This is a genomic window from Bradyrhizobium sp. 157, assembly GCF_023073815.1.
Lineage (GTDB): Bacteria > Pseudomonadota > Alphaproteobacteria > Rhizobiales > Xanthobacteraceae > Bradyrhizobium.
In genome coordinates this window covers 113238-138364 of sequence record NZ_JADPKF010000060.1, presented here as the reverse complement: position 1 = coordinate 138364, position 25127 = coordinate 113238, and the positions used below count along the sequence as shown (strand labels likewise).

The window sequence follows — 25127 nt, the reverse complement described above, 5'->3', positions numbered from 1 at the left end:
ACTGGATACTCCGCTTTCGCGGAGTATGACGAGTGATCACTGCACGCCGAGCGCCACGAACCGCAATTCGCCCTCGCCGTTCGACACCAGCAGCAGCACCGATTTCTTGCCGTCCTTCTTGAGCTGATCGACGCGCTTCTTGATGTCGGCGGCGCTGGCGACCGCTTCCTGCGCAACCTCGACGATGACGTCGCCGGCGGAGAGCCGCTTTTCGGCGGCGTCGGAGGAGCCGTCGACACCGGTGATGATGACGCCTTTCACGCTCTCCTTGATCTTGTACTTCGTCCGCAGGTCCTTGCTCAGCGCGGCCAGATCGAGGCCGAGCGCCTTTTGCGTCACCGGCTTCTCGACAGGATCTTCCTTGGTCTTGGCGGCGGCCTGCTGCACCTTTTCAGTATCCTCGAGGCGACCGAGCGTAACCTTGCGGGTTTCCTCGTTACCCTTGCGGATGATGACGACGTCGACTTCCTTGCCGACGGCGGTATCGGCGACGACCCGGGAGAGATCCTTCGGGTCCTTGACGTCCTTGCCGTCGAACTTGACGACGACATCGCCGGGCTCGATGCCGGCAGGCTTGGCCGGTCCCTTCTCGTCGATGCCGGCGACCAGCGCGCCGCGAGCGGGCTTGATGTTGAGGCTTTCGGCGATCTCCTCGGTGACCTGCTGGATCCGCACGCCGAGCCAGCCGCGGCGCAGCTCGCCGAACTGCCGGAGCTGATCAACTACGGCGGCCACCGTCTTCGATGGCACCGCGAAGCCGAGGCCGATCGAACCGCCGGTCGGCGAGATGATCAGCGTGTTGACGCCGATCACTTCGCCTTCGAGGTTGAACAGCGGCCCGCCGGAATTGCCGCGGTTGATGGAGGCATCGGTCTGGATGTAGCTGTCATACGGCCCTTGGCTGATGTCGCGGTTGCGCGCCGACACGATGCCGGCCGTGACCGAGCCGCCGAGGCTGAACGGATTGCCGATCGCAATCACCCATTCGCCGAGCCGCAGCTTGTCGGAATCGCCGAATCTCACCGCGGTCACCGGCTTCACCGGCTTGAACTTCAAGACCGCAATATCGGTCTTCTTGTCGACCCCGACCAGTTCGGCCTTGATCTTGGTGCCGTCGTTCATGATCACGTTGATCTCGTCGGCATCCGCGATGACGTGATTGTTGGTGACGACGACGCCGGCGGCATCGATGATGAAACCGGAGCCGAGCGAATTGGTCTTGCGCGGCGGCTGCATATCGCCGCCCTTGTCGCCGCCCTTGGGCAAGCCGCCGCGCCGGTTCTTGAAGAAGTCGTCAAAAAATTCCTCGAACGGCGAGCCCGGCGGCAATTGCGGCATCGCATCCCTGCCGGCGCCCTTGACCTCCACGCTCTGCGAGGTCGAGATGTTGACGACGGAATCGATCACCTTCTCGGCAATGTCGGCGATCCCATCCGGGCCGCGCGCGCTGGCGGGCACTGCAGCCAGCATGCTGGCGGCACCGAGCGAGATAGCAAACCCCATCAGGCGCAGGCGGCTTTTCAAGGCGGGTCTGGCACCGGTCATGTCGGCTCGTCTCCAAAGGCTCAAATTTGGGCCCACAGTGCGCCCGAACGGGTCCGAGGCGCAAGCATCTGCGCCCGACATTCCGGCGAAAAATCGGCCGCTGGCGGCTCACGATTACGTTGATATCACTTCGACTCGTGGAGGTTTGGGACGCCGTCGTCCCCCCGCGCAAGCGCGCAGCGCTTGTCGCTGAGGGCGCGAAGCGAACCAAATGTGCAATTGCACATTGTGGAACCTCGAGATTGCCCGGTGCGCAATTGCGCACCTGAGGTCTGGTCCTTCGGACCATCCCGGAATGACGGTGAAAACCTACCGCCGCACGAACCAGATCAGAAGCAGGCCGACGACCGCCGAAACGATGCCGACGATCCGCAGGATATTATCGGGCGTCGCCAATGCGCTTTTCATCGCCCGGCGCATCCAGGCCGGGCTGGCTGCGAACATCAGGCCTTCGAGCACAAACAGAATACCCACACCGATGAGGAAGTCGGCGAACGCAATTGACCTCATCGGATGGCATCCCCCCGCTATCAAGCGCCTTTTGCTTTTGTGCCGGCGAAGCGGCCCCCCGCTTCGCCGTAACCTGCGTGTTGTGCGGGCCGGCCCTTTAAGGCTTCGGTGCCGCGGCGGCGGCCGCGGCGGCCGCCGGCGGATGCCCCGACGGATTGGCGAAGAAGCGGAAGAACTCGGAATCGGGCCGCAGCAGGAAACGGGTGTCGTTGGAGCGGAGCCCGGTCTCGTAGGCCGACATCGAACGATAGAAGGCGAAGAAATCCGGATCCCGGCCATAGGCCTCGGCGAACAGCCGGTTGCGCTCGGCGTCACCCGCGCCGCGCGTCTGCTCGGCGGTCGAGTTGGCCTCCGCAATGATGACGGTTGCTTCGCGGTCGGCCCTCGAGCGGATCTCCTGCGCCTTCTGGCCGCCTTGGGCGCGGAACTCTGCCGCCTCGCGCTGCCGCTCGGTCTGCATGCGCTGATAGACCGCCTGGCTGTTGGCCTCCGGCAGATCGGCACGGCGGATACGCACGTCAACCAACTGGATGCCGTACTGATCGGCTTCCCGGTCGAGTTGCTCGCGGATGCGCTGCATCAGGCTGTCGCGTTCGTCGCGCACCACGTTGATGAAGTTGACCTCGCCCAGCACGCGGCGCAGTGCCGCGTTCAACAGCGTGGTGAGCTGGATGTTGGCGGCCTGGATCGAGCCGATGCTCTGATAGAAGCGCAGCGGGTTCTTGATCCGATAGCGGGCGAAGGCGTCGACCACGAGCCGCTTCTGGTCCGAAGCGATGACTTCCTGGGATGGATTTTCCAGATCGAGGATGCGCTTGTCGATGCTGATGACGGTGTCGATGAACGGCGCCTTGAAGTTCAGGCCCGGCTCGGACACGACGTCGACCGGCCGGCCGAGCCGGACCACGAGCGCCTGTTCGGTCTGCGACACCGTGAAGATCGAGCTGTAGCCCACGATCACCAGGGCGAACAGCAGGATCAGGCTGACAATGCCTGTAACAGGGGACCTCATCGCGAGCCTCCCTGCTGCTGCTGCTGACCAGCCGTCGGCGGCGGACGGCGCGGCGTCAATTCACTTAGCGGCAGATAGGGCACGATGCTCTGTGCCGAGTTGCCACCGTCATAGACCAGCTTCTCGGAGCCGCCGAGAATCCGCTCCATCGTCTCCAGATAAATTCGCTGCCGCGTCACGTCCTTGGCCTTATTGTATTCCTCGTACACCTTCGTGAAGCGTGCGCTCTGGCCCACGGCCTCGGCAACCGCCTGTTCCTTGTAGCCTTCAGCGACCTGCAGGATCTGCGCAGCGCGTCCGCGCGCGTCCGGAATGACGCGGTTGGCATAGGTCTGCGCCTCGTTCTGCAGACGCTCGAAGTCGGCGCGCGCGGCCTGCACGTCGCGGAACGAATCGATGACCTGCGCCGGCGGGTCGACCTTCTGCATTTGCACCTGCGTGATCTGGACCCCGGAGCCGTAGCTGTCGAGCGTCCGCTGCATCAGTTCCTGCACGGCCTGCTCGTTCGTAGTCCGGGCGCCGGTGAGGATCGGCTGAATCAGAGACCGGCCAATCACCTCGCGCATCGCGCTTTCGGCCACCGCCTTCACGGTGCCTTCGGGATTCTGGATGTTGAAGAGGAAATTGCCGACGCCGTTGGGCTTGATCCGCCACAGCACCGTGAAATCGACGTCGACGATGTTTTCGTCGCCGGTCAGCATCAGGCTTTCTTCCGGCACGTCGCGCATGGTGCGGCCGCGCCGCGCCGGATCGTCGATCAGGCTCATGCCGATCGAGATCGTGGAGACGCGCAACGCCTTCGGCAGCAGCACGGTTTCGATCGGATAGGGCAGATGATAGTTCAGCCCGGGCTCGACGGTGCGTACATGCTTGCCGAAGCGCAGCACGACGCCGAGCTCTTCCGACTGCACGCGGAAGAATCCGGACAGGCCCCAGATCACCAGGGCGCCGGCCAGCACCAGCGCGATACCCATGCCGCTGAAATGGCCGCCCGGCAGAAGCTGCTGCAGCTTGTCCTGGCCGCGCCGCAGAAGGTCTTCCAGATCAGGTGGCCTCGGCCCGGTAGACTGCGGACCGCCGCCCCATGGCCCCTTCGGACCCTGCCCCCACGGGCCCCCACCTTGATTCTTCCACGGCATGTGAACTCTCCTCTGCGGGGGAACGGGCCCGCCTGTTCGGCAGGATGCCTAAGCCTCGCATATCCGCCCGGCTTTATAGGGGACCGCTAGGTCTCTTACAACGCAAGCTTCCTGCACGAAGCAGCTATGCCTGACGCCATAATTGTCAATGTAAACATTGGTTAGCGAGGTTAATCTTGTTGGCGCCGACGAAATGTCACATAGGAGAAATCGGCGCTATCGTCCGGACCGGCCGGATTCCGCACGCGCGCCACCTCTTCCCATGCGGTTGCATCGACTGCCGGGAAACGCGTATCGCCATCGGGCCGGGCATGCACCTCGGTAATCTCCAGGCGATCGCCGCTGTCCATCCACTGCGCGTAGATTTCCGCGCCGCCGATCACGGCGATCTCAGTGGCGAAACGTCGCAGTGCATCGCCGGTGGCGATCGCCTTCGCGTTGCTGAACGAATGGGTAACCACCACGCCATCGGCGCGAAAGCCGGCGTCGCGGGTGAGGACGATATTTGTCCGTCCGGGAAGCGGCCGGCCGATCGAGACGAAGGTCTTGCGGCCCATGACGACAGGTTTGCCCGAGGTCAGCGCCTTGAAGCGCGCCATGTCCGATTTCAGCCGCCACGGAATGGCGCCCCCGGCTCCGATCACGCCGTTCTCGGCGACCGCAACGATGAGCACGATTTCCATTACCGCGTCCCCTGCGCCAGCGCCTTAAGCGCCGGACCGCCGACCCGGCACACCGTCCACTCGTCCATCAAGACCGCACCGAGCGACTTATAGAATTCAATCGACGGCGTATTCCAGTCGAGCACCGCCCACTGTAAGCGCGACCAGCCGTTCGCCACGCATTCCCTCGCGAGATGCACCAGCAGCGCCTTGCCGATCCCCTTACCGCGCAGCGCCGGGCGGACGAACAGATCTTCCAGATAGATGCCGGAGCGACCGCTGAAAGTTGAAAAATTCACGAACCAGACAGCGAAGCCGGCCGGCTCTCCGTCCCACTCGGCAATCTCGCAGAACAGGCGCGGATTGGCGCCGAACAGCGCCGCATCGATAGCGGCTTCGGTCGCTTCCACTTCGTGCAGCAGCTTTTCGTATTCGGCGAGTTCGCGAACGAAGGACAGGACAAGTCCCGCTTCGCCCGGGCGCGCGCGGCGGATCGTCAGCGACATCAGATGCTCACACCGCTGGTCATACAGCGACTTCGGCCTTGATGTGCGGGTGCGGATCGTAGCCTTCGAGCGCGAAATCCTCGTAGCGGAACGCGAAGATATCCTTCACGTCAGGATTGATCTTCATGACCGGCAACGGCCGCGTCGGCCGCGTCAGTTGCAGCCGCGCCTGCTCGAGGTGGTTGGAGTAGAGATGCGCGTCACCCAGCGAGTGCACGAAGTCACCGGGCTTTAGTCCGGTCACCTGCGCCACCATCATCGTCAGCAATGAATAGGACGCGATGTTGAAGGGCACGCCGAGGAACACGTCGGCCGAGCGCTGATAGAGCTGGCAGGAGAGCTTGCCGTTCGCGACATAGAACTGAAACAGGCAGTGACAGGGCGGCAGCGCCATCTTGTCGACGTCGGCCGGATTCCAGGCGGTCACGATCAGCCGCCGTGAATCCGGGTTACGCCTGATCATGTCGATGACGTTGGAAATCTGGTCGATGCTGCGCCCGTCCGGCGCTGGCCACGAGCGCCATTGCGACCCGTAGACCGGGCCGAGATCGCCGTTAGCGTCGGCCCATTCATCCCAGATCGAAACGCCGTGGTCCTTGAGATACTTGATATTGGTGTCGCCGGCCAGGAACCAGAGCAATTCGTGCACGATCGCCTTCAGCGGCAGCCGCTTGGTGGTCAGCATCGGAAAACCGGCCGACAGGTTGAAGCGCATCTGGTGACCGAAGATCGACAGCGTGCCGGTGCCGGTGCGGTCATGCTTTTCCGCGCCGTCTGAGAGGATCCGTTCGAGCAGGTCGTGGTACTGGTTCATGGCTGGTGCTTCAGGCCTTTTCGGACGGCGAATTTAGCGGCCGGGACAGCCGATCGACACGCCGATTCGGCTGCGCACACCGATTATACCCGGAAAAATGATCATCCCCCGCACAAACGACAAGGGGCGGAACCTGGGTCCCGCCCCTCGCACGGTCTTGTTCGGGTAGCGTTTTCTTTGCGCGGACCGCCCGGCACTTCGCTTGTAAACCCTATGTTAATTGAGCGGCTTAACCACCGCCGTCCATTTGGTGATCTCATTCTTCACCAGCGCCCCCAGCGCAGCAGGGGTGCGATCGGCGGCAGGGGGGATCACGCTGCCGAGTTCGAGCAGGCGCTTGCGCACGCCCTCATCATCCAGCGCTTTGACCACCGCTTCGTTCAATTTGGCGATGACGGCAGGCGGCGTTCCCTTTGGCGCGAAGATCGCGTTCCATGCCTGGGCCTGGAATGCCGGCAAGCCCGCTTCCGTGGTGGTCGGAACGTTGGGCAGGGACGGATTGCGCTCGGGGGTCGCGACCGCATAGGCCTTGATGGTGCCGCCATTGATCTGCGGCACAGCGTTGACGATCTGGTCGCACATGTAATCGACCTGCCCGCCCACCAGCGCGTTCATCGCAGGGCCGGTGCCGTTGAAGGGAACGCCGATCGGCTTGACTTCCAGGATCGAGTTCAACAATTCGCACGACACATTCGAGACCGAACCGACGCCGGCGTGCGCCGCGTTGACCTTGGATTCATTTGCCTTCACATAGGTGATGAATTCCTTGAGATCCTTCGGTGGGAAATCCTTCCGCGCCAGGATCAGGATCGGTGTGCCGGCCAGCAGGCCGACCGGCTCGAAATCCTTTTCCGGATGGTAGGCCAGCTTGGGATAAAGCGACACGGAAGCCGCATGCGTCCCCATATGCCCGGTGATCAACGTATAGCCGTCATTGGCAGCCTTCGAGGCGCGCGTGGTGGCGGTGGTGCCGCCGGCGCCGACGACGTTCTCGATGATGATGGATTGACCGAGCGTCTGCGCCATATGGCCGGTGACGATGCGCGCGATGACATCTGTCGGTCCTCCCGCCGCGAACGGCACGATCATGGTGATGCTGCGCGTTGGATAGGCTTGAGCCTGCGCCTGTGCAGAGAGAAACCCCAGTCCGGCAAGCGCGGCCAAGCAAGCGCTCGCAAGCGAGCGACCATACCAATTCATTTTGATCTCCTCCCGAAATCGTTGCAATGCCGAACATGCCCGCCGGCATTTTCCGTGGCATAGAAAATTAGCCCGAAGCCGACCAGCTTCGGGCTGCGGCGCACCGACGCAGGTCAGTTCTCCGATTCCACAAACACCTCATCGCGCTTCTTGCGTAGCGACGGCAGCACCGCAAGGATGAGCAACGCCGCGGCAATCGCCATCAGCACCGCCGACAATGGACGCGTCAGGAAGACCGACCAATCACCGCGCGAGATCAGGAGTGCGCGGCGCAGGTTTTCTTCCATCAGCGGCCCGAGCACCATCCCAAGCAGCAACGGCGCCGGCTCGAAATCGTGCTTGATCAGCCAGTAGCCGACCAAACCGAACGCACCAGCGATCATGACGTCGGTTGGCGCGTTGTTCACGGAGTAGATGCCGATACAGCAGAAAACCACGATCGAAGGGAACATCAACCGGTATGGCACGCGCAACAGCCGCACCCATATCCCGACCAGCGGCAGGTTGATGATCAGCAGCATCAGGTTGCCGACCCACATCGAGGCAATCATGCCCCACACCAGGTCCGGTTGTTTCTGCATCACCTGGGGACCGGGCACGATGCCGTGAATCGTCATCGCGCCGACCATCAGCGCCATCACCGCGTTGGGCGGAATACCAAGCGTCAGCAATGGAATGAACGAAGTCTGGGCTGCAGCATTGTTGGCACTCTCGGGTGCTGCGACGCCGCGGATTTCGCCATGACCAAACTTCGACGGATCTTTCGCGACTTTCTTCTCCAGCGTGTATGCCGCGAATGATGCGATCACGGCGCCGCCGCCCGGCAGAATGCCGAGAATCGATCCGAGCACGGTGCCGCGCAGGATCGCGGGGGCCGTCTCCTTGAGATCCCTTCGCGTCGGCATCAGTCCCGACACCTTCTCCTGGACCAGCTTGCGATCGGTTTCGCCGCCGGCATCGAGATTGCGAATGATCTCTGCAAAGCCGAACAATCCCATCGCCAGCGTAGCAAAACCAAGACCGTCAGCCAGTTCGGGAATGTTGAAGGCCATGCGAGACGCGCCGGTCTCGATGTCGGACCCGACCATCGAAAGCAGCAGGCCGAGCACGATCATCGCGATCGCCTTCAGCACCGAGCCTTTCGCGAGCACAACCGCGAAAATCAAGCCGAGCACCATCAGCGAGAAGTATTCGGCAGGTCCGAACGCCAGCGCCACCCTGGTGAGCGGCGCACCTAGAAGGGCAATCAGCACGGTTGCGACACAGCCGGCGAAGAACGATCCAATCGCGGCGATCGCGAGCGCCGGGCCGGCGCGACCTTTCTTCGCCATCTGGAAGCCGTCAAGCGCAGTGACCACCGAGCCGGCCTCACCTGGAATATTGACCAGGATCGACGTGGTCGAGCCGCCATATTGCGCACCGTAATAGATGCCTGCCAGCATGATCAGTGCGCCTACCGGGGGCAGGCCAAAGGTGATCGGCAGCAGCATGGCCACCGTAGCGATGGTGCCAATGCCGGGCAGCACGCCAACCAGCGTACCGACAAGTGCGCCGATCAGGCACAGCAGAATATTGACCGGGATCGGAATGGAAATTCCGCCAAGGAAGGCGGGTGTCCACTGCACGAACTGGAAAACGACGCCGAAGCCGAGTCCAAGATTTGAGAAAATATCTCCCATCGCACCCTCACCGGATCATGAAAGTCGGCAGGAGCTGCAAAGGCAGGCCGAGCGCATATGGAAACAACAGGGCGCAAAACGCCGTCAGGCAGACGGCAACGATCAGCGTCTCCTTCCACCGGGTTTCCGGTGACCCGCATGCCGCGATCAAGAAGGCGGCCATGGCGGCAAAGATCATTCCCATGGGCCGGATCGTGAAGGCAAACGTCAAAATCGCGATCGTCACGAAAAACGGTCCCCGCCAATGATATTTCGCAAGGTGGGGACCTTCGGTGACAACGCCGACGACGGTGATGAGGGCGCCTAGTCCCAGCAGCAAAAATCCGAACATCCGCGGCGCGGTGCCGGCGCCGAACGAAAATCCGCGCATGCCCTGCAGGTCGCTCGACGCCCAGAGGGCGAACACGGCAATCGCCATCAAGGCAATTCCGCCGACAAACTCCTGCGGGTTGCGAACCCATTTCGGCATGATGGATTTGACCGGCGCATGGCCCGGCGTAGCATTCATGGATATCTCTCCTCCCCAAGACAGGCTTCTCGCCCGTTTGCTTGGATAACCTGGATACTTGTCCCGCAAACTGCCTAGCGACTTTCCTCAGACAACGCCAGCAAAACCCAAAACACTGCAGCGCCGACGGTAAACGGAGCGGCCAAAGCCGCCTTCAGACCCTGTAAAGGGCAGATCGCAACTTTTGCGGCTGGCGCGCTGCAGCACACGCGAGCGAATTGCTAGTCACGTTACGAACCACACGTTAGGGCCCCGGGGCGAACGCTGGGATGGCGGCGAACTGCGCATAATTTATGCAAGGGGTGTGAACGGCGCATTTTGAAATCGTCGAATCCGTGGCGAAACCGCAACTGGGCGACAGCAAACCGAAAGTGAGGTGTCATGTTCCCCTCCCGTTCGGCGCCTTTGGCCCTGTTTTTCTCCGAACCTGCACCCTATATTGGGAGTGCCGGTTCGCCGGCTATGGAAATAAATGACCGTCGCAATAAACCATTCGGACCCGGGGGCAGTACCCGGCGCCTCCACCCAAGCCCACCCCTGCCGTGGTGGGTTTCGGCGGGGGCGAACCAGGATCGACGAGGGCGTAAAGGACGAGTTTTTTCCCGGTATTGTTCCGCCGTTATCGGGCTATGCAATAGTTGCAAACGACAACTATGCTCCGGTTGCTCAGGCTGCGTAACGCAGTTTGAAAGACCGATCTAAAGTCCTAGCGGGTTAAGCTCCGCTAGGCGGGGTTCGGAGGCACCTGGCAACAGAAGCCTCCACTTAATTCTTTTCATTTCCGGCCGACGGAGCCGTTGGTGCAAATTCGATCCGTCGCGCCTGCTGACCTGCGGCTCCCGCCGGGGTAGCATGGGGGCAAAGGGGCGAGTCGGGAGACCGGCGGCCATAAAACCTGACAGGACGACCATGGCGACCGATCACATCCGTTATGACGTGCTGGCGCGCGACGCGCTGCGCGGAGTGTTGCGCCGTGTGCTGGCTGACGCGGCCGAACACGGCCTACCCGGCGAGCATCATTTCTTCATTACCTTCCTGTCCACCGCCGACGGCGTGAAGCTGTCGCCGCGGCTGTTGGCGCAATATCCGGAAGAGATGACGATCATTCTGCAGCATCAGTTCTGGGATCTGGTGGTGACGGAGGATCGTTTCGAGGTCGGCCTGTCGTTCGGCGGTATCCCCGAGCGTCTGGTGGTGCCGTTCGCGGCGATCAAGAGCTTCCTCGATCCGTCGGTACAGTTCGGCCTGCAATTCGAGCCGTCGGAAACGGCGGCAGAGGCGCCGGCGGCGAAGCTGCCGGCAGTTTCCGCGCCGTCCGCCCTGCCCGTCACCGCGCCGGAGCCCGCTGCGGAAATCAAGGACGAGCCGGCGAAGACGAGCGAAGGCGCGGAAGTGGTGCGACTGGATCGTTTCCGCAAGAAATAATCTAAGCGCGAGAAAATCCACGACGCTGTAGTGTACGCGTTCCGCCCCTTCATGGCGCAACGGACATTACGTATGGCTCAAGCAAAAACATCCGGAAACAAATCTACCCGCAGCGAGACCGATAGCTTCGGTCCGATCGACGTTCCCGCCGACTGCTACTGGGGCGCGCAAACCGAGCGCTCGCGACAGAATTTCAAGATCGGCCAGGACCGCATGCCGATCGCGATCGTGCATGCGCTTGGTATCGTCAAGCTCGCCGCCGCCCAAACCAACCGGGAGCTCGGACTGCTCGATGCACGCAGAGCCGGCGCCATCATCCGCGCCGCACGCGAGGTGATCGAAGGCAAGCTCGACGATCACTTTCCCCTCGTCGTCTGGCAGACCGGCTCAGGCACCCAAACCAACATGAACCTCAACGAGGTGATCGCCAATCGCGCCAACCAAATGCTGGGCGGCGAGCTCGGCGCCAAAAACCCGATCCATCCTAACGACCACGTCAATATGAGTCAGTCGTCGAACGATTCATTTCCGACGGCGATGCATATCGCTGCTGCCGGACGCATCGTCGCCGACCTGATTCCGGCGCTCGACGAGTTGCGTCGCGAATTACGCAAGAAGGAAAAGGCGTTCGCTAGGATCGTCAAGATCGGGAGAACCCACACCCAGGACGCAACGCCCTTGACGCTGGGGCAGGAGTTTTCGGGCTATGCCGCGCAGGTCGAGAGCGGGATCGCGCGGCTGCAAACCGCGGTGAAGGAACTGTTCCCGCTGGCGCAAGGCGGCACCGCGGTCGGAACCGGTCTCAACTCGAAGCCGAAATTTGCCAAGCTGTTCGCCGCGCATGTCGCGAAGATTACAAAACTGCCCTTCACCAGCGCACCCAACAAGTTCGAGGCGCTGGCTTCCAACGACGCTTATGTGCTGGTGCATGGCGCGATCAATTCGGTGGCGACCGGCCTGTTCAAGATCGCCAATGACATTCGCCTGTTGGGTTCGGGCCCGCGTTCCGGTCTCGGAGAATTGATCCTGCCGGAAAACGAACCGGGCTCGTCGATCATGCCCGGCAAGGTCAACCCGACCCAGTGCGAAGCGATGACCATGGTCTGCTGTCAGGTGTTCGGCAACCAGACCGCCGTCACCGTCGCCGGCAGCCAGGGACATTTCGAATTGAATGTTTACAAACCCATATTGGCATATTGTATGATGCATTCCATTCAACTGCTGTCGCACGCGGCGCGCTCGTTCACCGAACATTGCGTGGTGGGCATCCGCGCGGACGAAAAGCGAATCCGCGAATTGATGGAGCGCTCGCTGATGCTGGTCACTGCACTGGCTCCCAAGATCGGATACGACAACGCGGCGAAGGTCGCCAAATCGGCACACGCGCGCGGGACAACGTTGAAGGAAGAGGCTGTGCGCCTCGGGTTTGTGGACGCCGCCGAATTCGAACGTCTGGTGCAGCCGGACAAAATGACACACCCGGGCTGATCGCCGCATCGCCCCCGGGAAACTACGGATGAGAGATATAAATTATCGATGATACCTGAAGAATGAGGTGGATCATCTATCGCCGTTGTGTTGACGCATGGTAGGAGCAGGAATTATTCGATTTTCGCAGGGCGAAATGTATTTTTGATGCTATCAGAGCCGGCAGACGGGGATTCCGAATGACCATCCAATTTGCTTGCGCACGACGCGACGTTTTTCCGCCCCATGAATCATCATGTCTTCGAGTCGCCGGATGATGGAGGCGAGCATGGGAGACGTGATCAATCTGAAGCGATTCAAGAAGCGTACCGAACGGGAACAATCGGCAAAGCAAGCCGATGCCAACCGCGCACGGTTTGGCCGGACCAAGGCCGAACGCGCGCTCGATGAACGTCGCAAGGATCGCGCCGGCGATCTTCTGGACCAGCACAAGCTCGAGGACGGAGACGCATCATGAAGTCGCCCGTCGTCAAACGCTCGATCGTCGTTGCCGGTCACAAGACCAGCGTCAGCCTCGAAGAAGCTTTCTGGAACGGGATGAAGGAAATCTCGGGCCTGCGGAACATGACGCTGTCCGAACTGGTCGGCGAGATCGACAGCAATCGCCAGCAGGGCAACCTGTCCTCGGCGATCCGTCTCTTCGTGCTCGACTATTTCCGCACCCGCGCCAAGCCGGCCGCCGCGCCGGACGCGCCGCGGCCGCAGGCGTAAGCCTCGATCAGGCGAGCGCGTCGCAACGCACCCGCCCTGTTACCTCATAAGCTCAATAAACGAGTCCGGTGCCGGGCGGCTTTTCGAGCGCCGCGGCCAGCGATCGATACTCCTCACAAGCCGTGCCGCAAATCGCCGCGATCCGCGTAAGATGATATGATGCCTGGTCGCGGTTGCCCTGCTCGACCTGCCACAGGCCGTAATACTGCCAGGTCAGCACGTGGTTCGGATTCGCCTTCAACGCGCGCTCGTACCAAACCTGCGACAGCCTGTAGTCGCCAAGCTTGCGATAGGAATAGCCGATCAGATTGGCGACATCAGCGTTGTCGTCACGGCCGAGCGCCTTTAGCTGCTCGATGGCCCCAGCAAAGTCGTTGCGCTCGTAGATCGTCGCATGTGCGGCACGGTACCCCTTCCGGAATGCATCATCGTCGACGCTCGACTGTTTGGTGGTCTTCTTCTTGGTTTTGGAAGTGGACTTGGGGGCAGACCGGGTGTCCGGCGGCGGCGGGTTCGCCGAAGGTGGATCGCTGCCGCCTCCCGCGGCAAAGGCCGGAAGGGATGGCGGCGAAGCGATCAGAGCCATCGAAAACATGGCCAGCATTGCAAACTTGATAGCCGACTCCATCATGCGAACCTCCGGTTTTCCTGCGTGAGCGAATCCACGGTCCAGCCGGAGGTAGAGACCCCGCCGGGCGTGAAGTATTCCCGCGGATCGCGCGGGAAGCGCGCCTTGCAGACGAATGACGGCAATGGGTATCTTGACCGTCGTTGCAGTTCCCTGCAAAAAGCGGCGGGCGGAACCGACGACGATCGGCTGACAAAGTCCGCCGAGAAACCCTGGAGAGAGAAATGGACATCGCAACGCTGACCGCGCCTCGCGACCTCAGTCCATTTTCGGAAGCTCTCTATGCCTGCCTTTCTCGTTCTGGATTCCATTTGCCTTGCCACGCCTGACGGACGCCCGCTGTTCGACGGATTGACGCTCGCCATAGGGCGCGAGCGCACCGGCCTTGTCGGCCGCAACGGCTGCGGCAAATCCTCATTGCTGCGCCTGATTGCGGGCGAGATCGAACCTGCTGGCGGATCGCTGCAACGCATCGGCTCGATTGGCATGCTCGCGCAACTGACCGATGAACGGCTGACGGCCGGCGAGGCGCTCGGCGTCACAACCGGTCTCGCCCGCCTGCGCCGGCTCGAACGCGGCGAAGGATCCCTCGATGACGCGACCGAGGCGGATTGGACGCTGGAAGCGCGAATACAGGCGGCGCTGGTCGAAGCTGGACTGCCGTCGCTGCCGCTGGATCGCCCGATCGTCTCCTTGAGCGGTGGCGAGCGAACGCGGGTGGCGCTGGCGCGCCTTTTGATCGAGGCACCGGATGTGCTGCTATTGGACGAGCCGACCAACAATCTCGATGCTGACGGAAGGCAGGTCGTGGCGCAGATGTTCGAGCGCTGGCGGGGCGGCGTCCTCGTCGCCAGCCATGACCGCACGCTGATCGAACGCGTTGACCGCATCATCGAACTGACACCGGTCGGCGTCACCCTGTTCGGCGGCGCGTGGCCGGAATTTGCCAAGGCGCGTGAGGCGGCGCGGGCCCGAGCCACCGATGAGCTCGACCGCGCCTCGGACGCCCTGCGCAATACCGAACGCGCAGTGCAGAAGGCGCTGGAAAAGAAAGCGCGCCGCGACAAGGCCGGCCGCGCCTGGCGCGCCAAGGGCATCGAGGACAAGATGTTCATGGACCGCGAGAAAGAGCGCGCCGAGAACAGCGCCGGGCGTGAAAGCGGGCTCGCCAGCCGCCTGCTCGGCGAGCGCACCGAGGCGCTGGAACTGGCCAAGGCGCACGTCGAGATTCTGACGCCGCTTTCGATTGATCTACCCCGCACCCATCTGCCCGGCGGCCGCGAACTCGTCGCCTTCAAGGACGTGGTGATGGCTTTTGGGGAGCGTCATCTGTTCGGACCGTTGTCGTTTGGGGTTCGCGGACCCGAGCGGATCGCCATCCGCGGCACTAACGGTTCTGGCAAGACCACCTTGTTCCGCCTGCTCACCGGTGAGCTGAAACCTGCGAGCGGCGACATCGGCCTTTTCACCGATCGTATTGCCGTGCTCGATCAGCATGTCGGCCTGCTCGATGCCGAAGCGAGCATTCTCGACAATCTGCGGCGCCTCAATCCGGAACTCTCGGCCAACGCAGCGCACGCCGCCCTGGCGCGGTTTGCGTTCCGTAACAAGGCGGCGCTGCAGATCGCGGCGACGCTGAGCGGCGGCGAGCGGCTGCGCGCGGGTTTGGCCTGCGTATTCGCGCGACCGCAGCCGCCTCTGCTCCTGCTGCTGGACGAGCCAACCAACCATCTCGATCTCGCCTCGATCGAGGAGCTGGAACATGCGCTGAAAGGATTCGACGGCGCGCTGATCGTAGTCAGCCACGATGAGGCGTTTCTGAAGGCGATTGCAATCGGCCGGCAGATTGCGCTTGGCTAGTTCGAGCCCGGCGGCGGATTGGCGAACTGCGGTGTCAGCGCAAGCGGCGGACGCGGCTTCGGCCTGGCGGCGCCGGGCGCGGGCCTGACATCGATCGGCGGCGGCAGCGGTGCAACCTGCGGCTGGCCTGCGACAGGCGCCGGCGGCGCGTTGACGACGGGCGGACGCGGCGCCGTCGTCTTCTTCGCCGGAGGTCGCCGTGGGTCGCGACCCTTGGGCGCGACCGGGGCGCTCGGCACCGCCTCCGGAATCGGCAACTGGCCCTCCGTGGGCAGCACGATTGGCGGCGGCGCCGGCGGCGGCGGCTCGCCGCGCTCGATGGCATCGAGCCTTCGCGTTTCGTGGTCGATCGCGCGCACCGCCAGCCACGAAGACAACGGGGCAACGTCGACGCTGCGGCTCAGCGCATCGGGCGTGCCCACGGCGAGCAGTTGAATTTCCGGACGCCCGGTCGTCATCGTCAGCGAAAGGGCGGCGCGGATATCGGCCTGATCGGCGGCGATATCATATCCGCCGGAGACGGTGGCCCGCACGCCATTGCCGTCCAGCGCCGTCGCGCCGACGCGAAGCCGGCCGTCCCTGATGGTGAACGGGATTTGTGCCGAAGGCACCGCAAGCGCGCCGGCCGGCAAGGCGGATTCGACGATCTGCTTCAATCGAACGTCGTCCTTTGCCTGGCCGCTGTCATTGGCGCGGACCGCCACTTCGAAAGCGCGCGGATCGAGTCCCGAGATTCTGGCCGCCTCCAGCGTCAGCGTTCCGCTGCCGGACAGCGCGCCCGCCAGCGCCGAGGCGCTGCGGCCCTGGGTCGTCAGCGTCATCTGCATCGACGCGCGGCCGGCAGGCATCGCGAGATTGCGATAGCGCAGCGCCGTGCCCTCGACACCGGAAAGCTGGACGCTCGCGTTCAAGGCAATTCCGTGCGCGCCCGGCCTTGCATCGATCGTGGCCGTGACATCGCCGCCGCCGATCCTGGCTTTGATGGTATCGAAGGTCAGCGACTGGCCGTCGCTCTTGACCACCCCGCTCACCGGCTGCAATTCGCTTCCGCCCGGGAGCAGGCCACGCAACGCCTGAAACGCGATCCTGCCGCGCCAGCCTTTCGCCAGCCCGGGGCCGAGCGGCTCGGCGGCATCGTGTCCGGCCGCGCCGAGCGCCAGGACAAAGGTCGGCGCCAACGCGAGTTGCTCAGCGCCGATTTCGCCCTCGATCTCCTTTTCCTCGCCGAGCGTCACCGCGACGCGGCCGCGCAGGCGCGAGCCGCCGATGCTGCTGTCGAGATCATCGAAGGTCAGCCGGTTGCCGGTGAGTTGCACGCGCGACGACAGGCCGATGTTCTGCGCCAGCGTATCCGCCGGTTTGAGATCGAGCAGCGGTCCGAAATCGGCGCTGCGAACTTTCAGTCCGAGAACTGCCCTTGCCTCCGGCGCCCATGGTTCGGCGGAGCCTTCTGCTTCGGCATCGAGTCCCGTTCCCGAGATCTTTGCCTTGAGCCGCAACGGCGCACCCCACGCACCCGTCGCGGTGCTCTCGAATTGCGCGGGGCCATCGCCCGCCGTGATGGCGCGATCGAAGCCGAGCAACGCCAGCAAGGTGCGACCTTGCTCCGACGACAATTTCGAATCGATCCAGACTTCGCTGCGCTGGAGCGCGGCCAGATCGATGCCCTGGATCGCCGCGACGGCAGGTCTGGCGGTAATCGTGGTGGTGCCCTTGAGCAGCGGCGAGTCGAGTTCGGCGGTGGCGCGTGCCTGGACGCGATCGGACGGCCCGGCATTTTGGGTGAGGTCGACCGCCAGCTTCAGGCGCGCTGGACCCGGGCTCGTCCCCATCGCATTGAGCCGCGCGGCCAGCGGCGGTGAAAAGGGAACGATCAGGCTGGTCAGCCGGCCGAGCGAGGCGGCGCTCGAATTGAGCGCGAACCATCCGGTCGCGTTGAGGCGGTCGAAATTGCCCGCGCCATCCAGCGTCACGTTTTCAAGCTCGCCGACCTTCAACTGCTCGAGCGATATTTTCGCCGGCGAGTAAGCCAGCCTGGCGAGCAGCGGAGATAGCTCCTGGCCGGCGGAAGTGGCGCGGCCGATATCGAGCGAAAGCTTTCCCTCGTCCGGCCACTCGCCTTGCGGCCCCATCAGCGACCGGGCAAAGGCCGTGGCGGCGTCCAGATCAAGACGCGCCGCTTTCAGTTCGGCATCGATCCGGGAGCCGCGATCGGCCTGCCGGCGCGACACCGCCACCCGCCCCTCCACGGTGCCGCCATCGATATCGGCCTTCATGGTGTCGATGGCAAAGCCTTCGGGCGCCACGGTGATGTCGCCGCGCAGGCGAAGCGGCTTCTGGCTGCGATAAGCGATGTCGCCGCGGCCCTGCAGCCAGGTCAAGAGCGCGTCGGGATCGGAGGATTCGACGCTGAGCGCGGCCTTGAAGCGCTCCGGTGCAGCGCTCTTCGCGCCTGCCTCGCTGAGCGAAACCCTGGTCGCGCCGGGCGCCCGGAACTCCAGCCGGTGGACGCGCCAGGATTTGGCATCGCCTTCGAGCTCGGCAGCGATGTCCTGCAATGGGCGCCCGCCGAGGATGACCTGCTCGGAGGCGAGTTCGATTTGCGCCGGGATCGGCAGATGCGGAATGACGGAGCTGAGCGACTGCAGCGTCGGCAGCGCACGTGCCGGCTCAGTCGAATTGTCTTTGCCATTTTCCTTGGCAACGAACCTGTCGGCATCGAGCTGACGTGCCGACAGCGCCGCGCGCAACAGCGGCGTCGCACCGAAACGGATGTCGCCGCTGCCTGCAAGTTTCAGGGCGCGCTCTTCGGCGCCATAGGTCACTTCGACCTGTTCGAGCCGGGCAGCCGAATAATCGGCCTTGACCTTGGCAGCGATGCGCCACGGCGGTTCATCGCCTTTGGCCTTTTGAGCGGGAGCCGCCAGGGTTACTGCACCTTCGAAGCGCGGCGCGCGGGCATCGAAGCTCAAGACACCGTCGAGATCGGCTGCGAGCGCGCGCTGGCCCGGATCGATATTGAGATGAACGCGGGTACCGTTGCCGTCAGGACCCTGCCCTGACGAGACGCGAAACGGATAGCGCGTGCCCGACAGCATGAAATTGCCGTCGCCGCGGATCGAACCAGCCAGCGAACGCACGTCGCCGCTGAAAGCGATGTCGTTCAGTTCGAGCGTAGAGCGGCTGACCGCGTCATGCAGGGCAATGCGGCCGGTCAGATTGAGCCGATCGATCGCCAGCGAACCCAGATTGAACGCGCCCGTCGACGCCGGCCAGTCGATCCGTCCTTTCGAATCGAGGCCGAGATCGAGCGAAATACGGTTGATCGTCAATTCGGTGGCGCGCACCTCGCCGCGCATCAGCGAGCCCAGGCTGAATTCCACGTCAAGCTTGTCGGCGCGAACCTTGCCGAGATCATTGACGCCGCCGACCGTGACCAAGTGCAGTTGCAGCGACGGCGCCGGCAGCAGGCGCGCGTCGAGCTTGCCGCCGACGCGGACGGGCGCGCCGATGATCCGGCTCGCCTCAGCCTCGAATTGCGGCCGAAACTGGTTCCAGTCGATAAAATACGGCCCGACCAGCGCGGCAATCAGCGCAATGATGAAGGCGATTGCCAGGCCGAGCAGCGTCGTCTGCACGGTGCCTCCCCTTGAATCGCCCCGGCGCAGGCCGCGCGCCATGCCGGACCCTGCCCCGGAGCTGCCCGGAATATAGAGTGAAGTATGGCGAAGTCACAGCGGCATACTGACAGGAGCCCTGACAGAAGCCTCGCCAGGTTCTGTCCACTGAATGTGGGGCTCAAAACCGCCGCCAGGGGAGTTGCCAGAGCCTTACCAGTTCGCCGGCAGGCGCTTCAGGCCGCGCAGCACGAAGGTGGGCCGCCATTCCGCATTGACGGCGTCATCGAGCCGCAGGTCGGGGATCCGCCGAAGCAGGGTCGAGATCGCGATCTCGGCCTCGATCCGCGCCAACTGGGCCCCGAGGCAGAAGTGGATGCCGCCGCCGAACGATAGCGGCTTCACGTTGGGCCGGGTGATATCCAGCCGCTCCGGGTTATCAGGATAGATCGCCGGGTCGTGGTTGGCCGAGCCGAGCAGGCACAGCACGCTCTCGCCCCTTGGAATGCGTTTTCCGCCGAGATCGTCGATATCCTCGAGCGCCACCCGTCCGGTCAACTGCACCGAGGAATCGTAGCGCAGGAACTCCTCGATGGCGTTGGTGATGAGTTCGGGCCTGGCCTTGAGCAGCGCGAGCTGGTCTGGATTGCGATGCAGTGCCAGCAAGCCGTTGCCGATCAGGTTGACGGTGGTCTCGTGGCCGGCGCCGAACAGCAGGATGATGTTGGCGGTCAGTTCTTCGTTGGTGAGCTTGCTGCCGTCCTCCTCGGCCTGCACCAGTTGGGTGATCAGGTCGTCGCCCGGGCTTTTGCGCCTGAGATCGAACAGTTGCTGGAAATACATCGCCGCCAGCGCGTTGCTGGCGTTGCCCTGCTTGATCTCCTCCGGCGACAGCGGCACCGGATCGAGCAGGCGTCCGCCGTCGCGTGAACCGGTATAAAACGCCTCGCGATGGTCCTCGGGGATCCCGAGCATATCGCAGATGATGGTGACCGGCAGGCGGAACGCGAAATCCTCGATCAGGTCCATCTGCCCCTGCGGGATGATGCGGTCGAGCGTCTCGTCGACGACCTGCTGGATGCGCGGGCGCATGTCCTCGACCCTGCGCGCGGTAAAGGCCTTCACCACCAGGCCACGCAAGCGGGTGTGGTCCGGCGGATCCTGCTGCAGCATCCAATGGCTCATGCTGCGAAACACCGGCTCGTCCATGATCTTGGGGCCGTAGCGGCGGACGGTGCGCTCGACATAATCCTTGCCGAACCGCTTGTCGCGCATGACCAGGCTGACCTCGGCATGGCGGCTTGCGACATACATGCCAAGCGGCGACAGGTGCACGGGATCGGTGGTGCGCATCCGCTCGTAATGCGGATAGGGATCGCGAATGAATTCGGGGTCCAGCGGATTGAACAACGGCGCGCTACTGGCAGTCTGAACATGCTCGTTCATGGTGACCTCTGCTGGCTGTGCGCCATTCAGCGCGTTTCCCCGGGGCCGATCGGTCGAAATTCGATACATTATTGTATTGAGTTGCATTCTCGCCTAAACTGGACAGATGTCAAGAGTGCGAACGCGACCCACAAGGGACGACACCCGCGAAAAGCTGTTCGAGGCGGCGGCGCGCGTGTTCGAGGAACAGGGGATTGGCGGCGCCAGCATCGAGGCGATTGCGGCGGCGGCCGGCTTCACGCGCGGGGCATTTTATTCGAACTTCAAGAGCAAGGACGAGCTGATCATCGCCATGCTCGAGGATCACGTTGAGCAATCGATCGGGCGCATCCGCGATCTGCTCGAGCGGCACAAGAACCTCGCCGACTTCATCGACGCGTTGAAGACCATGGACCGCAGCCAGCAGGATCCGCTCGGCCGATCTCCCCTGCTGCACATGGAAATGATCCTGTTCGTCGCACGCGCCGAAAGGCGCCGGCCTGAACTTGCCAAGCGGCTGCGCGCCAGGCGAAAACTGGTCACCGACATTATCGAGACCACCGCGAGAAATAGCGGCCGTACCACCATTCTGAATCCGACATGGGCCGGTGCGCTGGTGCTGGCGCTGGAGGACGGCTTTCGCCTGCACCGCCTGATCGATCCCGAGACCACGCCGCCCGACAGCTTCTTTCGCGCCATCGGCGACCTGCAGCGGGCGATGGGAATTTCGTCGGCATGAGACGAAAATGTCGACCTCGCGCGACGCGTCGCAATCGCCATCCTGCGCGAAGGCTCGCGAACGCGACACCGGATATTCGACACATTCTGCGCGCCAATCTATGCATCGCTTCGCTGCACTCGGATGGCCGCGCCTGAAATACCTGGTCCTGATTTCGCTGTGTTTTGCCACCGCGCTCGACGCCCGGGCCGAGGAAGTCATCTCGCTCGCGCTGCCCGTCAAATGCCAGCCGGGCCTGACCTGCTTCTTTCAGAACTACGTCGATCACGATGCCACGGACAAGGCCCGCGACTATCGCTGCGGCGGACGCAGCTATGACGGTCACGACGGCACCGACATCAGGATTGCGAACCTGGAAATACAAAGACAGGGAATAGAAGTGCTCGCCGCGGCGCCGGGACGCGTCATCGGGACGCGAAACGACATGGAAGACGTCTCGGTCAGGACCGCGGGCAAGGCCGCCATCGCCGGGAAGGAGTGCGGCAACGGCGCGGTTATCGAACATGAGGGCGGCTGGCGCACGCAATATTGCCACATGGCCAAAGGCAGCGTTCGGATCAAGGTCGGCGATCAGGTGACGACAGGGCAGCCGATCGGCCTGATCGGACTATCCGGCGACACCGAATTCTTTCACCTTCATTTCACGGTGCGGCATCGCGGAAAGATCGTGGATCCCTTCGCCTATGGTGCGGCCGAGAATTCCTGCGGCGGCGGCCGGTCGATCTGGGCCGCTTCCCTTGCCGAGCAGACGCAGTACCGGCCCCGCGAAATCATCGATTACGGCTTTGCCGGTGTCGCCCCGACCATGGAGCTGATCGAGTCCGGGGAAATCGGCAAGCATCCGGTCACGCCGGGTTCGGATGCGCTCGTTGCCTATGTCAGGGCCATCGGCCTGCAGGCCGGCGACCAGCAATTCCTCGCGGTGCAAGGCCCAGGCGGCGCTTCCGTCGCCGCCAACAACTTTCCCGCGCTCGACCGGGACAAGGCGCAGTTTCTCATCACCGCCGGAAAGAAGCGCACGGAGGCAGCGTGGCCGGCCGGCCGCTACACCGCGACGTATCGCGTCATGAGGGACGGCGCAGAAGTGCTGCGGAAAACGTTCTATATCGAACCACGCCCGCGATGAGTTCCTCATCCTAGGAGCCCGCAGAGCGGGCGTCTCGAAGGATGGAGGCCACAGACGGGGCCTCATGGTTCTCGCGGCGATGCGAAGCATCGTCCGGAGACGCGCGGAGCCTGTCATCGGGCCGCGCTACGCGCGGACCCGTTGGCGCTCCTCACCATGAGGAGCCAATGACGCAGCAAGGCTACGCCGTGTCATGCTTGAATGGCGCCCTGTGCATTTGTCCCGCGACCGCCCTCACCTTGCGCGGCGACGCCCGCCAGATCGCAACCGCCGACAGGATGCTGACGGCAATGCCGAGCGCAAAGGCGATCGTATAGCTGCCTGAAACATCGTAGAGCAGCCCGGTCGCCCATGGGCCTGCAGCGCCTCCGGCCAATGCGGCCAGCATGATGGTGCCGAAGATGCTGCCGTATTGCTTGCCCTGAAAGATTTCCAGCACCACCGCGCCCATGATCGACGTCAGCCCATAGCCGAGCGCGCCTTGCGTGAAGATCATGAGATAGACCAAAGGCAGTACCGGCGCGAACTTCAAGGCGATCAGCGCCGCGAAGCAGATTGCAAAGCCGGCGCAACTGATCGCCCAGATCCATTCGCGGCCGATCCGATCGGAAAGATGCCCGAGCCAGATCTGGCCCGGTATGCCGAGCAGGCTGACGACACCGAGCGCCCATACTGCGACGTTGGCGCTGAAGCCGATGTCGAGCAGGTATTTGGTCTGGTGCACCTGCACCGCGTACCAGACAAACAGGCCGCCGAAATAACCGAGCGCGATCCACCAGAATCGCGCGGTACGCAGCGCGCGGCGCAGCGTCCAGTCGGTTGCGGCCCAGACGGGATCGACGATGTTCGAGCGACGTGCGGCCGATGTCGCCGACGGCGCTGCGTCGCCATCCGGCAATAGCCCGATATCCTCCGGCCGTTTTCGCAGCAGAAGGTTGATCGGCGCGAGCACGGCGAGCACCAGAATACCCATCGCGGTGCAGGCGGTGCGCCAGCCGGTCTGCTCGATCATGTGCTGCACCCACGGCAGCAAGGTCACCGAGCCGATGCCGACGCCTGCAAAGGCGAGCCCCATCGCGAGCCCGCGGCGGCGGATGAACCAGTTCGGCAGAAACAGCGATTGGCCGGAATAGCCGAGGCACACGCTGCCCGCGCCGACCAGCACGCCGATGGTGAGATAGAGATGCCAGGGCTGCGTCGTCAGCGGCGCCAGCAACAGCCCGCCGCCCATCAGCGCAACGCCGAGCTCCATCACGGCGCGCGGCCCGAGGCGATCCATCATGCGCCCGATCAGCGGGCTGACGCCGCCGGAAACCACAAAGCCGAACGAAAACGCGCCGGCGGTGACGCCGCGATCCCATCCGAACTCGCCGATGATCGGCGGAAAGAACAGCGAAAACGCCGTCCGGGCATTGACGCCGATTGCCATGGTGACGAACGTGACTACGACGATCAGCCAGCCGTAGAAGAAGGGAAGATGCATCACCGCGTTACCATTTCGAGCCGCGTTGTTGCGGATCATCCTGACAACATCACGCTGGCACCCGTCAAGGACGGCGCCTCCAATGATCGCCATTCACCGCGCCGGCCGGCACCTCGCCGGCTATAATCGCCTCCACCTGCCGCACCGTCTCCAGCGACTGGCTTTCGATCGCCGGCGGGGTCAGACCGCCGATATGCGGGGTTGCGATGACGTTCGGAAGGCTTGCCAGCTCCGGCGACGGCATCTGGTCCAGCGCGCGGCCGACATCCATTGCGGCGCCGGCGATGCGGTTTTCGCGCAAGGCCGCCGACAGCCCCGCCTCGTCGACGAGATTGCCGCGCGACAGGTTGATGAAGAAGGCGTGCGGCTGCATGCGCGCCAGTGCCGCCTGCCCGATCAGATTTTCGGTTTGCTCGTTGGCGACCGCGAGGCAGACGACGTAGTCGGAACCATCAAGCAGTTCGTCGAGCGGCACATGCCGGATCGCGGCATCGCTCACCGTCGCAAAGGGATCGGCGACCATGATCTCCATGCCCAGCACCTTGGCGATATCAGCCAGGTAACGGCCGATACTGCCATAGCCGATGATGCCGAGGCGGCTGCCGGCCAGTTGCCGGCCCATGATGACTTCCGGCCTGCGGCCGGCATGGTAGTCGGCGGTCGCGCGTGAAACGCCGCGCGACAGATCGACCATGAAGCCGAGCGCGAGCTCGGCAACCGATTGAATGAAGCCAGGTCCAGCCCGTGTGACCAGAACGCCGGCGGCCGAAGCGGCTTCGACGTCGACGTTGCGGATGTCGACGGCGCAGCGAACGAAAGCGCGCAGCTTTGGCAGCTTCAAAAATATCTCGCCCGGGCCCGCGGTGAGCCGGTCGGCCACGATGATGTCGACATCGCGCGCGGCCTCGATCAGGGCAGCCGCGTCGAGCGCGTCGTTTGCTTCATGCAGCTTTACCTGCGCTGCGGCCTGCAGCCCGGCAAGACTACGGTCGCCGTAGTACTGGGCGCGAGACTGCGGCGTATGGGTCAACAGGACTTTCAACGCTGAAC

Annotated in this window: 22 protein-coding genes and 1 other RNA gene; 8 read left to right on the top strand and 15 right to left on the bottom strand. The window is 63.5% G+C overall.

Annotated features, from left to right (window positions below):
• Positions 1-36: 36 nt before the first annotated feature.
• From IVA95_RS13050 to IVA95_RS13005, 10 genes are all read right to left on the bottom strand, one after another.
• Positions 37-1545: a Do family serine endopeptidase gene (locus IVA95_RS13050; RefSeq protein ID WP_247510844.1), complete on the bottom strand. Its 1509-nt coding sequence runs from the start codon at positions 1543-1545 to the stop codon at positions 37-39.
• Positions 1546-1854: 309 nt separating this feature from the next.
• Positions 1855-2055, bottom strand: a complete 201-nt coding sequence (locus IVA95_RS13045; protein WP_028350308.1) for a DUF2065 domain-containing protein — start codon at positions 2053-2055, stop codon at positions 1855-1857.
• 97 nt (positions 2056-2152) lie between these two features.
• The gene (locus tag IVA95_RS13040) at positions 2153-3067 is read right to left on the bottom strand and encodes a protease modulator HflC (protein WP_247510843.1); all 915 of its coding nucleotides are present in this window, start codon (positions 3065-3067) and stop codon (positions 2153-2155) included.
• A complete protein-coding gene (gene hflK, locus IVA95_RS13035; protein ID WP_247510842.1) occupies positions 3064-4206 on the bottom strand; it encodes an FtsH protease activity modulator HflK in 1143 nt (380 codons plus the stop codon). The genes IVA95_RS13040 and hflK overlap by 4 nt, the downstream gene beginning before the upstream one ends.
• A gap of 170 nt (positions 4207-4376) precedes the next feature.
• Positions 4377-4889, bottom strand: a complete 513-nt coding sequence (locus IVA95_RS13030; RefSeq protein WP_247510841.1) for a dihydrofolate reductase — start codon at positions 4887-4889, stop codon at positions 4377-4379.
• Entirely contained in the window at positions 4889-5374 is a 486-nt protein-coding gene (locus tag IVA95_RS13025) for a GNAT family N-acetyltransferase (protein ID WP_247510840.1), read from the bottom strand. The genes IVA95_RS13030 and IVA95_RS13025 overlap by 1 nt, the downstream gene beginning before the upstream one ends.
• Before the next feature lie 19 nt (positions 5375-5393).
• On the bottom strand, positions 5394-6188 hold the full coding sequence (locus IVA95_RS13020) for a thymidylate synthase (protein ID WP_247510839.1): 795 nt from the start codon (positions 6186-6188) through the stop codon (positions 5394-5396).
• A 216-nt stretch (positions 6189-6404) separates the two neighbouring features.
• Positions 6405-7388: a tripartite tricarboxylate transporter substrate binding protein BugD gene (locus IVA95_RS13015; RefSeq protein ID WP_247510838.1), complete on the bottom strand. Its 984-nt coding sequence runs from the start codon at positions 7386-7388 to the stop codon at positions 6405-6407.
• Positions 7389-7501: 113 nt separating this feature from the next.
• The gene (locus tag IVA95_RS13010) at positions 7502-9067 is read right to left on the bottom strand and encodes a tripartite tricarboxylate transporter permease (protein ID WP_247510837.1); all 1566 of its coding nucleotides are present in this window, start codon (positions 9065-9067) and stop codon (positions 7502-7504) included.
• A gap of 7 nt (positions 9068-9074) precedes the next feature.
• Positions 9075-9575, bottom strand: a complete 501-nt coding sequence (locus IVA95_RS13005; protein WP_213254379.1) for a tripartite tricarboxylate transporter TctB family protein — start codon at positions 9573-9575, stop codon at positions 9075-9077.
• Between the two features lie 408 nt (positions 9576-9983).
• Between IVA95_RS13005 and ssrA the strand changes: the two genes are divergently transcribed.
• The 5 genes from ssrA to IVA95_RS12980 all read left to right on the top strand — a co-directional run bounded on the left by ssrA (position 9984) and on the right by IVA95_RS12980 (position 13199).
• Positions 9984-10341: a transfer-messenger RNA gene (gene ssrA, locus IVA95_RS13000) on the top strand.
• A gap of 143 nt (positions 10342-10484) precedes the next feature.
• Positions 10485-11000, top strand: coding sequence for a ClpXP protease specificity-enhancing factor SspB (locus IVA95_RS12995; RefSeq protein ID WP_247510836.1), 516 nt, complete (start codon positions 10485-10487; stop codon positions 10998-11000).
• Positions 11001-11072: 72 nt separating this feature from the next.
• On the top strand, positions 11073-12488 hold the full coding sequence (fumC, locus tag IVA95_RS12990; RefSeq protein WP_247510835.1) for a class II fumarate hydratase: 1416 nt from the start codon (positions 11073-11075) through the stop codon (positions 12486-12488).
• Positions 12489-12756: 268 nt separating this feature from the next.
• A complete protein-coding gene (locus IVA95_RS12985; protein WP_057847076.1) occupies positions 12757-12945 on the top strand; it encodes a DUF4169 family protein in 189 nt (62 codons plus the stop codon).
• Positions 12942-13199, top strand: a complete 258-nt coding sequence (locus IVA95_RS12980) for a ribbon-helix-helix domain-containing protein (RefSeq protein ID WP_247510834.1) — start codon at positions 12942-12944, stop codon at positions 13197-13199. The genes IVA95_RS12985 and IVA95_RS12980 overlap by 4 nt, the downstream gene beginning before the upstream one ends.
• Positions 13200-13251: 52 nt before the next feature.
• On the opposite strand, the gene IVA95_RS12975 is transcribed toward IVA95_RS12980, so the two are convergent.
• On the bottom strand, positions 13252-13830 hold the full coding sequence (locus IVA95_RS12975) for a tetratricopeptide repeat protein (RefSeq protein ID WP_247510833.1): 579 nt from the start codon (positions 13828-13830) through the stop codon (positions 13252-13254).
• 279 nt (positions 13831-14109) lie between these two features.
• On the opposite strand from IVA95_RS12975, the gene IVA95_RS12970 reads away from it, so the two are divergent.
• The gene (locus IVA95_RS12970; RefSeq protein ID WP_247510832.1) at positions 14110-15687 is read left to right on the top strand and encodes an ABC-F family ATP-binding cassette domain-containing protein; all 1578 of its coding nucleotides are present in this window, start codon (positions 14110-14112) and stop codon (positions 15685-15687) included.
• Here IVA95_RS12970 and IVA95_RS12965 read toward each other — a convergent pair.
• Positions 15684-19325 (bottom strand): AsmA-like C-terminal region-containing protein, encoded by a 3642-nt coding sequence (locus tag IVA95_RS12965; RefSeq protein ID WP_247510831.1) that lies wholly within the window; start codon positions 19323-19325, stop codon positions 15684-15686. The two genes, IVA95_RS12970 and IVA95_RS12965, sit on opposite strands and share 4 nt — an antisense overlap.
• 192 nt (positions 19326-19517) lie before the next feature.
• The gene (locus tag IVA95_RS12960; RefSeq protein WP_247510830.1) at positions 19518-20750 is read right to left on the bottom strand and encodes a cytochrome P450; all 1233 of its coding nucleotides are present in this window, start codon (positions 20748-20750) and stop codon (positions 19518-19520) included.
• Positions 20751-20856: 106 nt separating this feature from the next.
• Here IVA95_RS12960 and IVA95_RS12955 point away from each other — a divergent pair, with 106 nt between their 5' ends.
• Positions 20857-21468, top strand: coding sequence for a TetR/AcrR family transcriptional regulator (locus IVA95_RS12955; RefSeq protein WP_213248870.1), 612 nt, complete (start codon positions 20857-20859; stop codon positions 21466-21468).
• A gap of 7 nt (positions 21469-21475) precedes the next feature.
• On the top strand, positions 21476-22594 hold the full coding sequence (locus IVA95_RS12950) for a M23 family metallopeptidase (protein WP_247510829.1): 1119 nt from the start codon (positions 21476-21478) through the stop codon (positions 22592-22594).
• Between the two features lie 181 nt (positions 22595-22775).
• Here the strand turns inward: IVA95_RS12950 and IVA95_RS12945 are convergent, their stop codons facing one another.
• Positions 22776-24077 carry an MFS transporter gene (locus IVA95_RS12945; RefSeq protein ID WP_247510915.1) on the bottom strand — a complete coding sequence of 434 codons (1302 nt, stop codon included), beginning with the start codon at positions 24075-24077 and terminating at the stop codon, positions 22776-22778.
• Between the two features lie 64 nt (positions 24078-24141).
• Positions 24142-25119, bottom strand: a complete 978-nt coding sequence (locus IVA95_RS12940; RefSeq protein ID WP_247510828.1) for a hydroxyacid dehydrogenase — start codon at positions 25117-25119, stop codon at positions 24142-24144.
• Between the last annotated feature and the right edge of the window lie 8 nt (positions 25120-25127).

Coding starts and splice junctions, on each gene's coding strand:
- IVA95_RS13050 (WP_247510844.1), bottom strand. CDS start 1,545: ATGACCGGTGCCAGACCCGCCTTGAAAAGCCGCCTGCGCCTGATGGGG.
- IVA95_RS13045 (WP_028350308.1), bottom strand. CDS start 2,055: ATGAGGTCAATTGCGTTCGCCGACTTCCTCATCGGTGTGGGTATTCTG.
- IVA95_RS13040 (WP_247510843.1), bottom strand. CDS start 3,067: ATGAGGTCCCCTGTTACAGGCATTGTCAGCCTGATCCTGCTGTTCGCC.
- hflK (WP_247510842.1), bottom strand. CDS start 4,206: ATGCCGTGGAAGAATCAAGGTGGGGGCCCGTGGGGGCAGGGTCCGAAG.
- IVA95_RS13030 (WP_247510841.1), bottom strand. CDS start 4,889: ATGGAAATCGTGCTCATCGTTGCGGTCGCCGAGAACGGCGTGATCGGA.
- IVA95_RS13025 (WP_247510840.1), bottom strand. CDS start 5,374: ATGTCGCTGACGATCCGCCGCGCGCGCCCGGGCGAAGCGGGACTTGTC.
- IVA95_RS13020 (WP_247510839.1), bottom strand. CDS start 6,188: ATGAACCAGTACCACGACCTGCTCGAACGGATCCTCTCAGACGGCGCG.
- IVA95_RS13015 (WP_247510838.1), bottom strand. CDS start 7,388: ATGAATTGGTATGGTCGCTCGCTTGCGAGCGCTTGCTTGGCCGCGCTT.
- IVA95_RS13010 (WP_247510837.1), bottom strand. CDS start 9,067: ATGGGAGATATTTTCTCAAATCTTGGACTCGGCTTCGGCGTCGTTTTC.
- IVA95_RS13005 (WP_213254379.1), bottom strand. CDS start 9,575: ATGAATGCTACGCCGGGCCATGCGCCGGTCAAATCCATCATGCCGAAA.
- IVA95_RS12995 (WP_247510836.1), top strand. CDS start 10,485: ATGGCGACCGATCACATCCGTTATGACGTGCTGGCGCGCGACGCGCTG.
- fumC (WP_247510835.1), top strand. CDS start 11,073: ATGGCTCAAGCAAAAACATCCGGAAACAAATCTACCCGCAGCGAGACC.
- IVA95_RS12985 (WP_057847076.1), top strand. CDS start 12,757: ATGGGAGACGTGATCAATCTGAAGCGATTCAAGAAGCGTACCGAACGG.
- IVA95_RS12980 (WP_247510834.1), top strand. CDS start 12,942: ATGAAGTCGCCCGTCGTCAAACGCTCGATCGTCGTTGCCGGTCACAAG.
- IVA95_RS12975 (WP_247510833.1), bottom strand. CDS start 13,830: ATGATGGAGTCGGCTATCAAGTTTGCAATGCTGGCCATGTTTTCGATG.
- IVA95_RS12970 (WP_247510832.1), top strand. CDS start 14,110: ATGCCTGCCTTTCTCGTTCTGGATTCCATTTGCCTTGCCACGCCTGAC.
- IVA95_RS12960 (WP_247510830.1), bottom strand. CDS start 20,750: ATGAACGAGCATGTTCAGACTGCCAGTAGCGCGCCGTTGTTCAATCCG.
- IVA95_RS12955 (WP_213248870.1), top strand. CDS start 20,857: ATGTCAAGAGTGCGAACGCGACCCACAAGGGACGACACCCGCGAAAAG.
- IVA95_RS12950 (WP_247510829.1), top strand. CDS start 21,476: ATGTCGACCTCGCGCGACGCGTCGCAATCGCCATCCTGCGCGAAGGCT.
- IVA95_RS12945 (WP_247510915.1), bottom strand. CDS start 24,077: ATGCATCTTCCCTTCTTCTACGGCTGGCTGATCGTCGTAGTCACGTTC.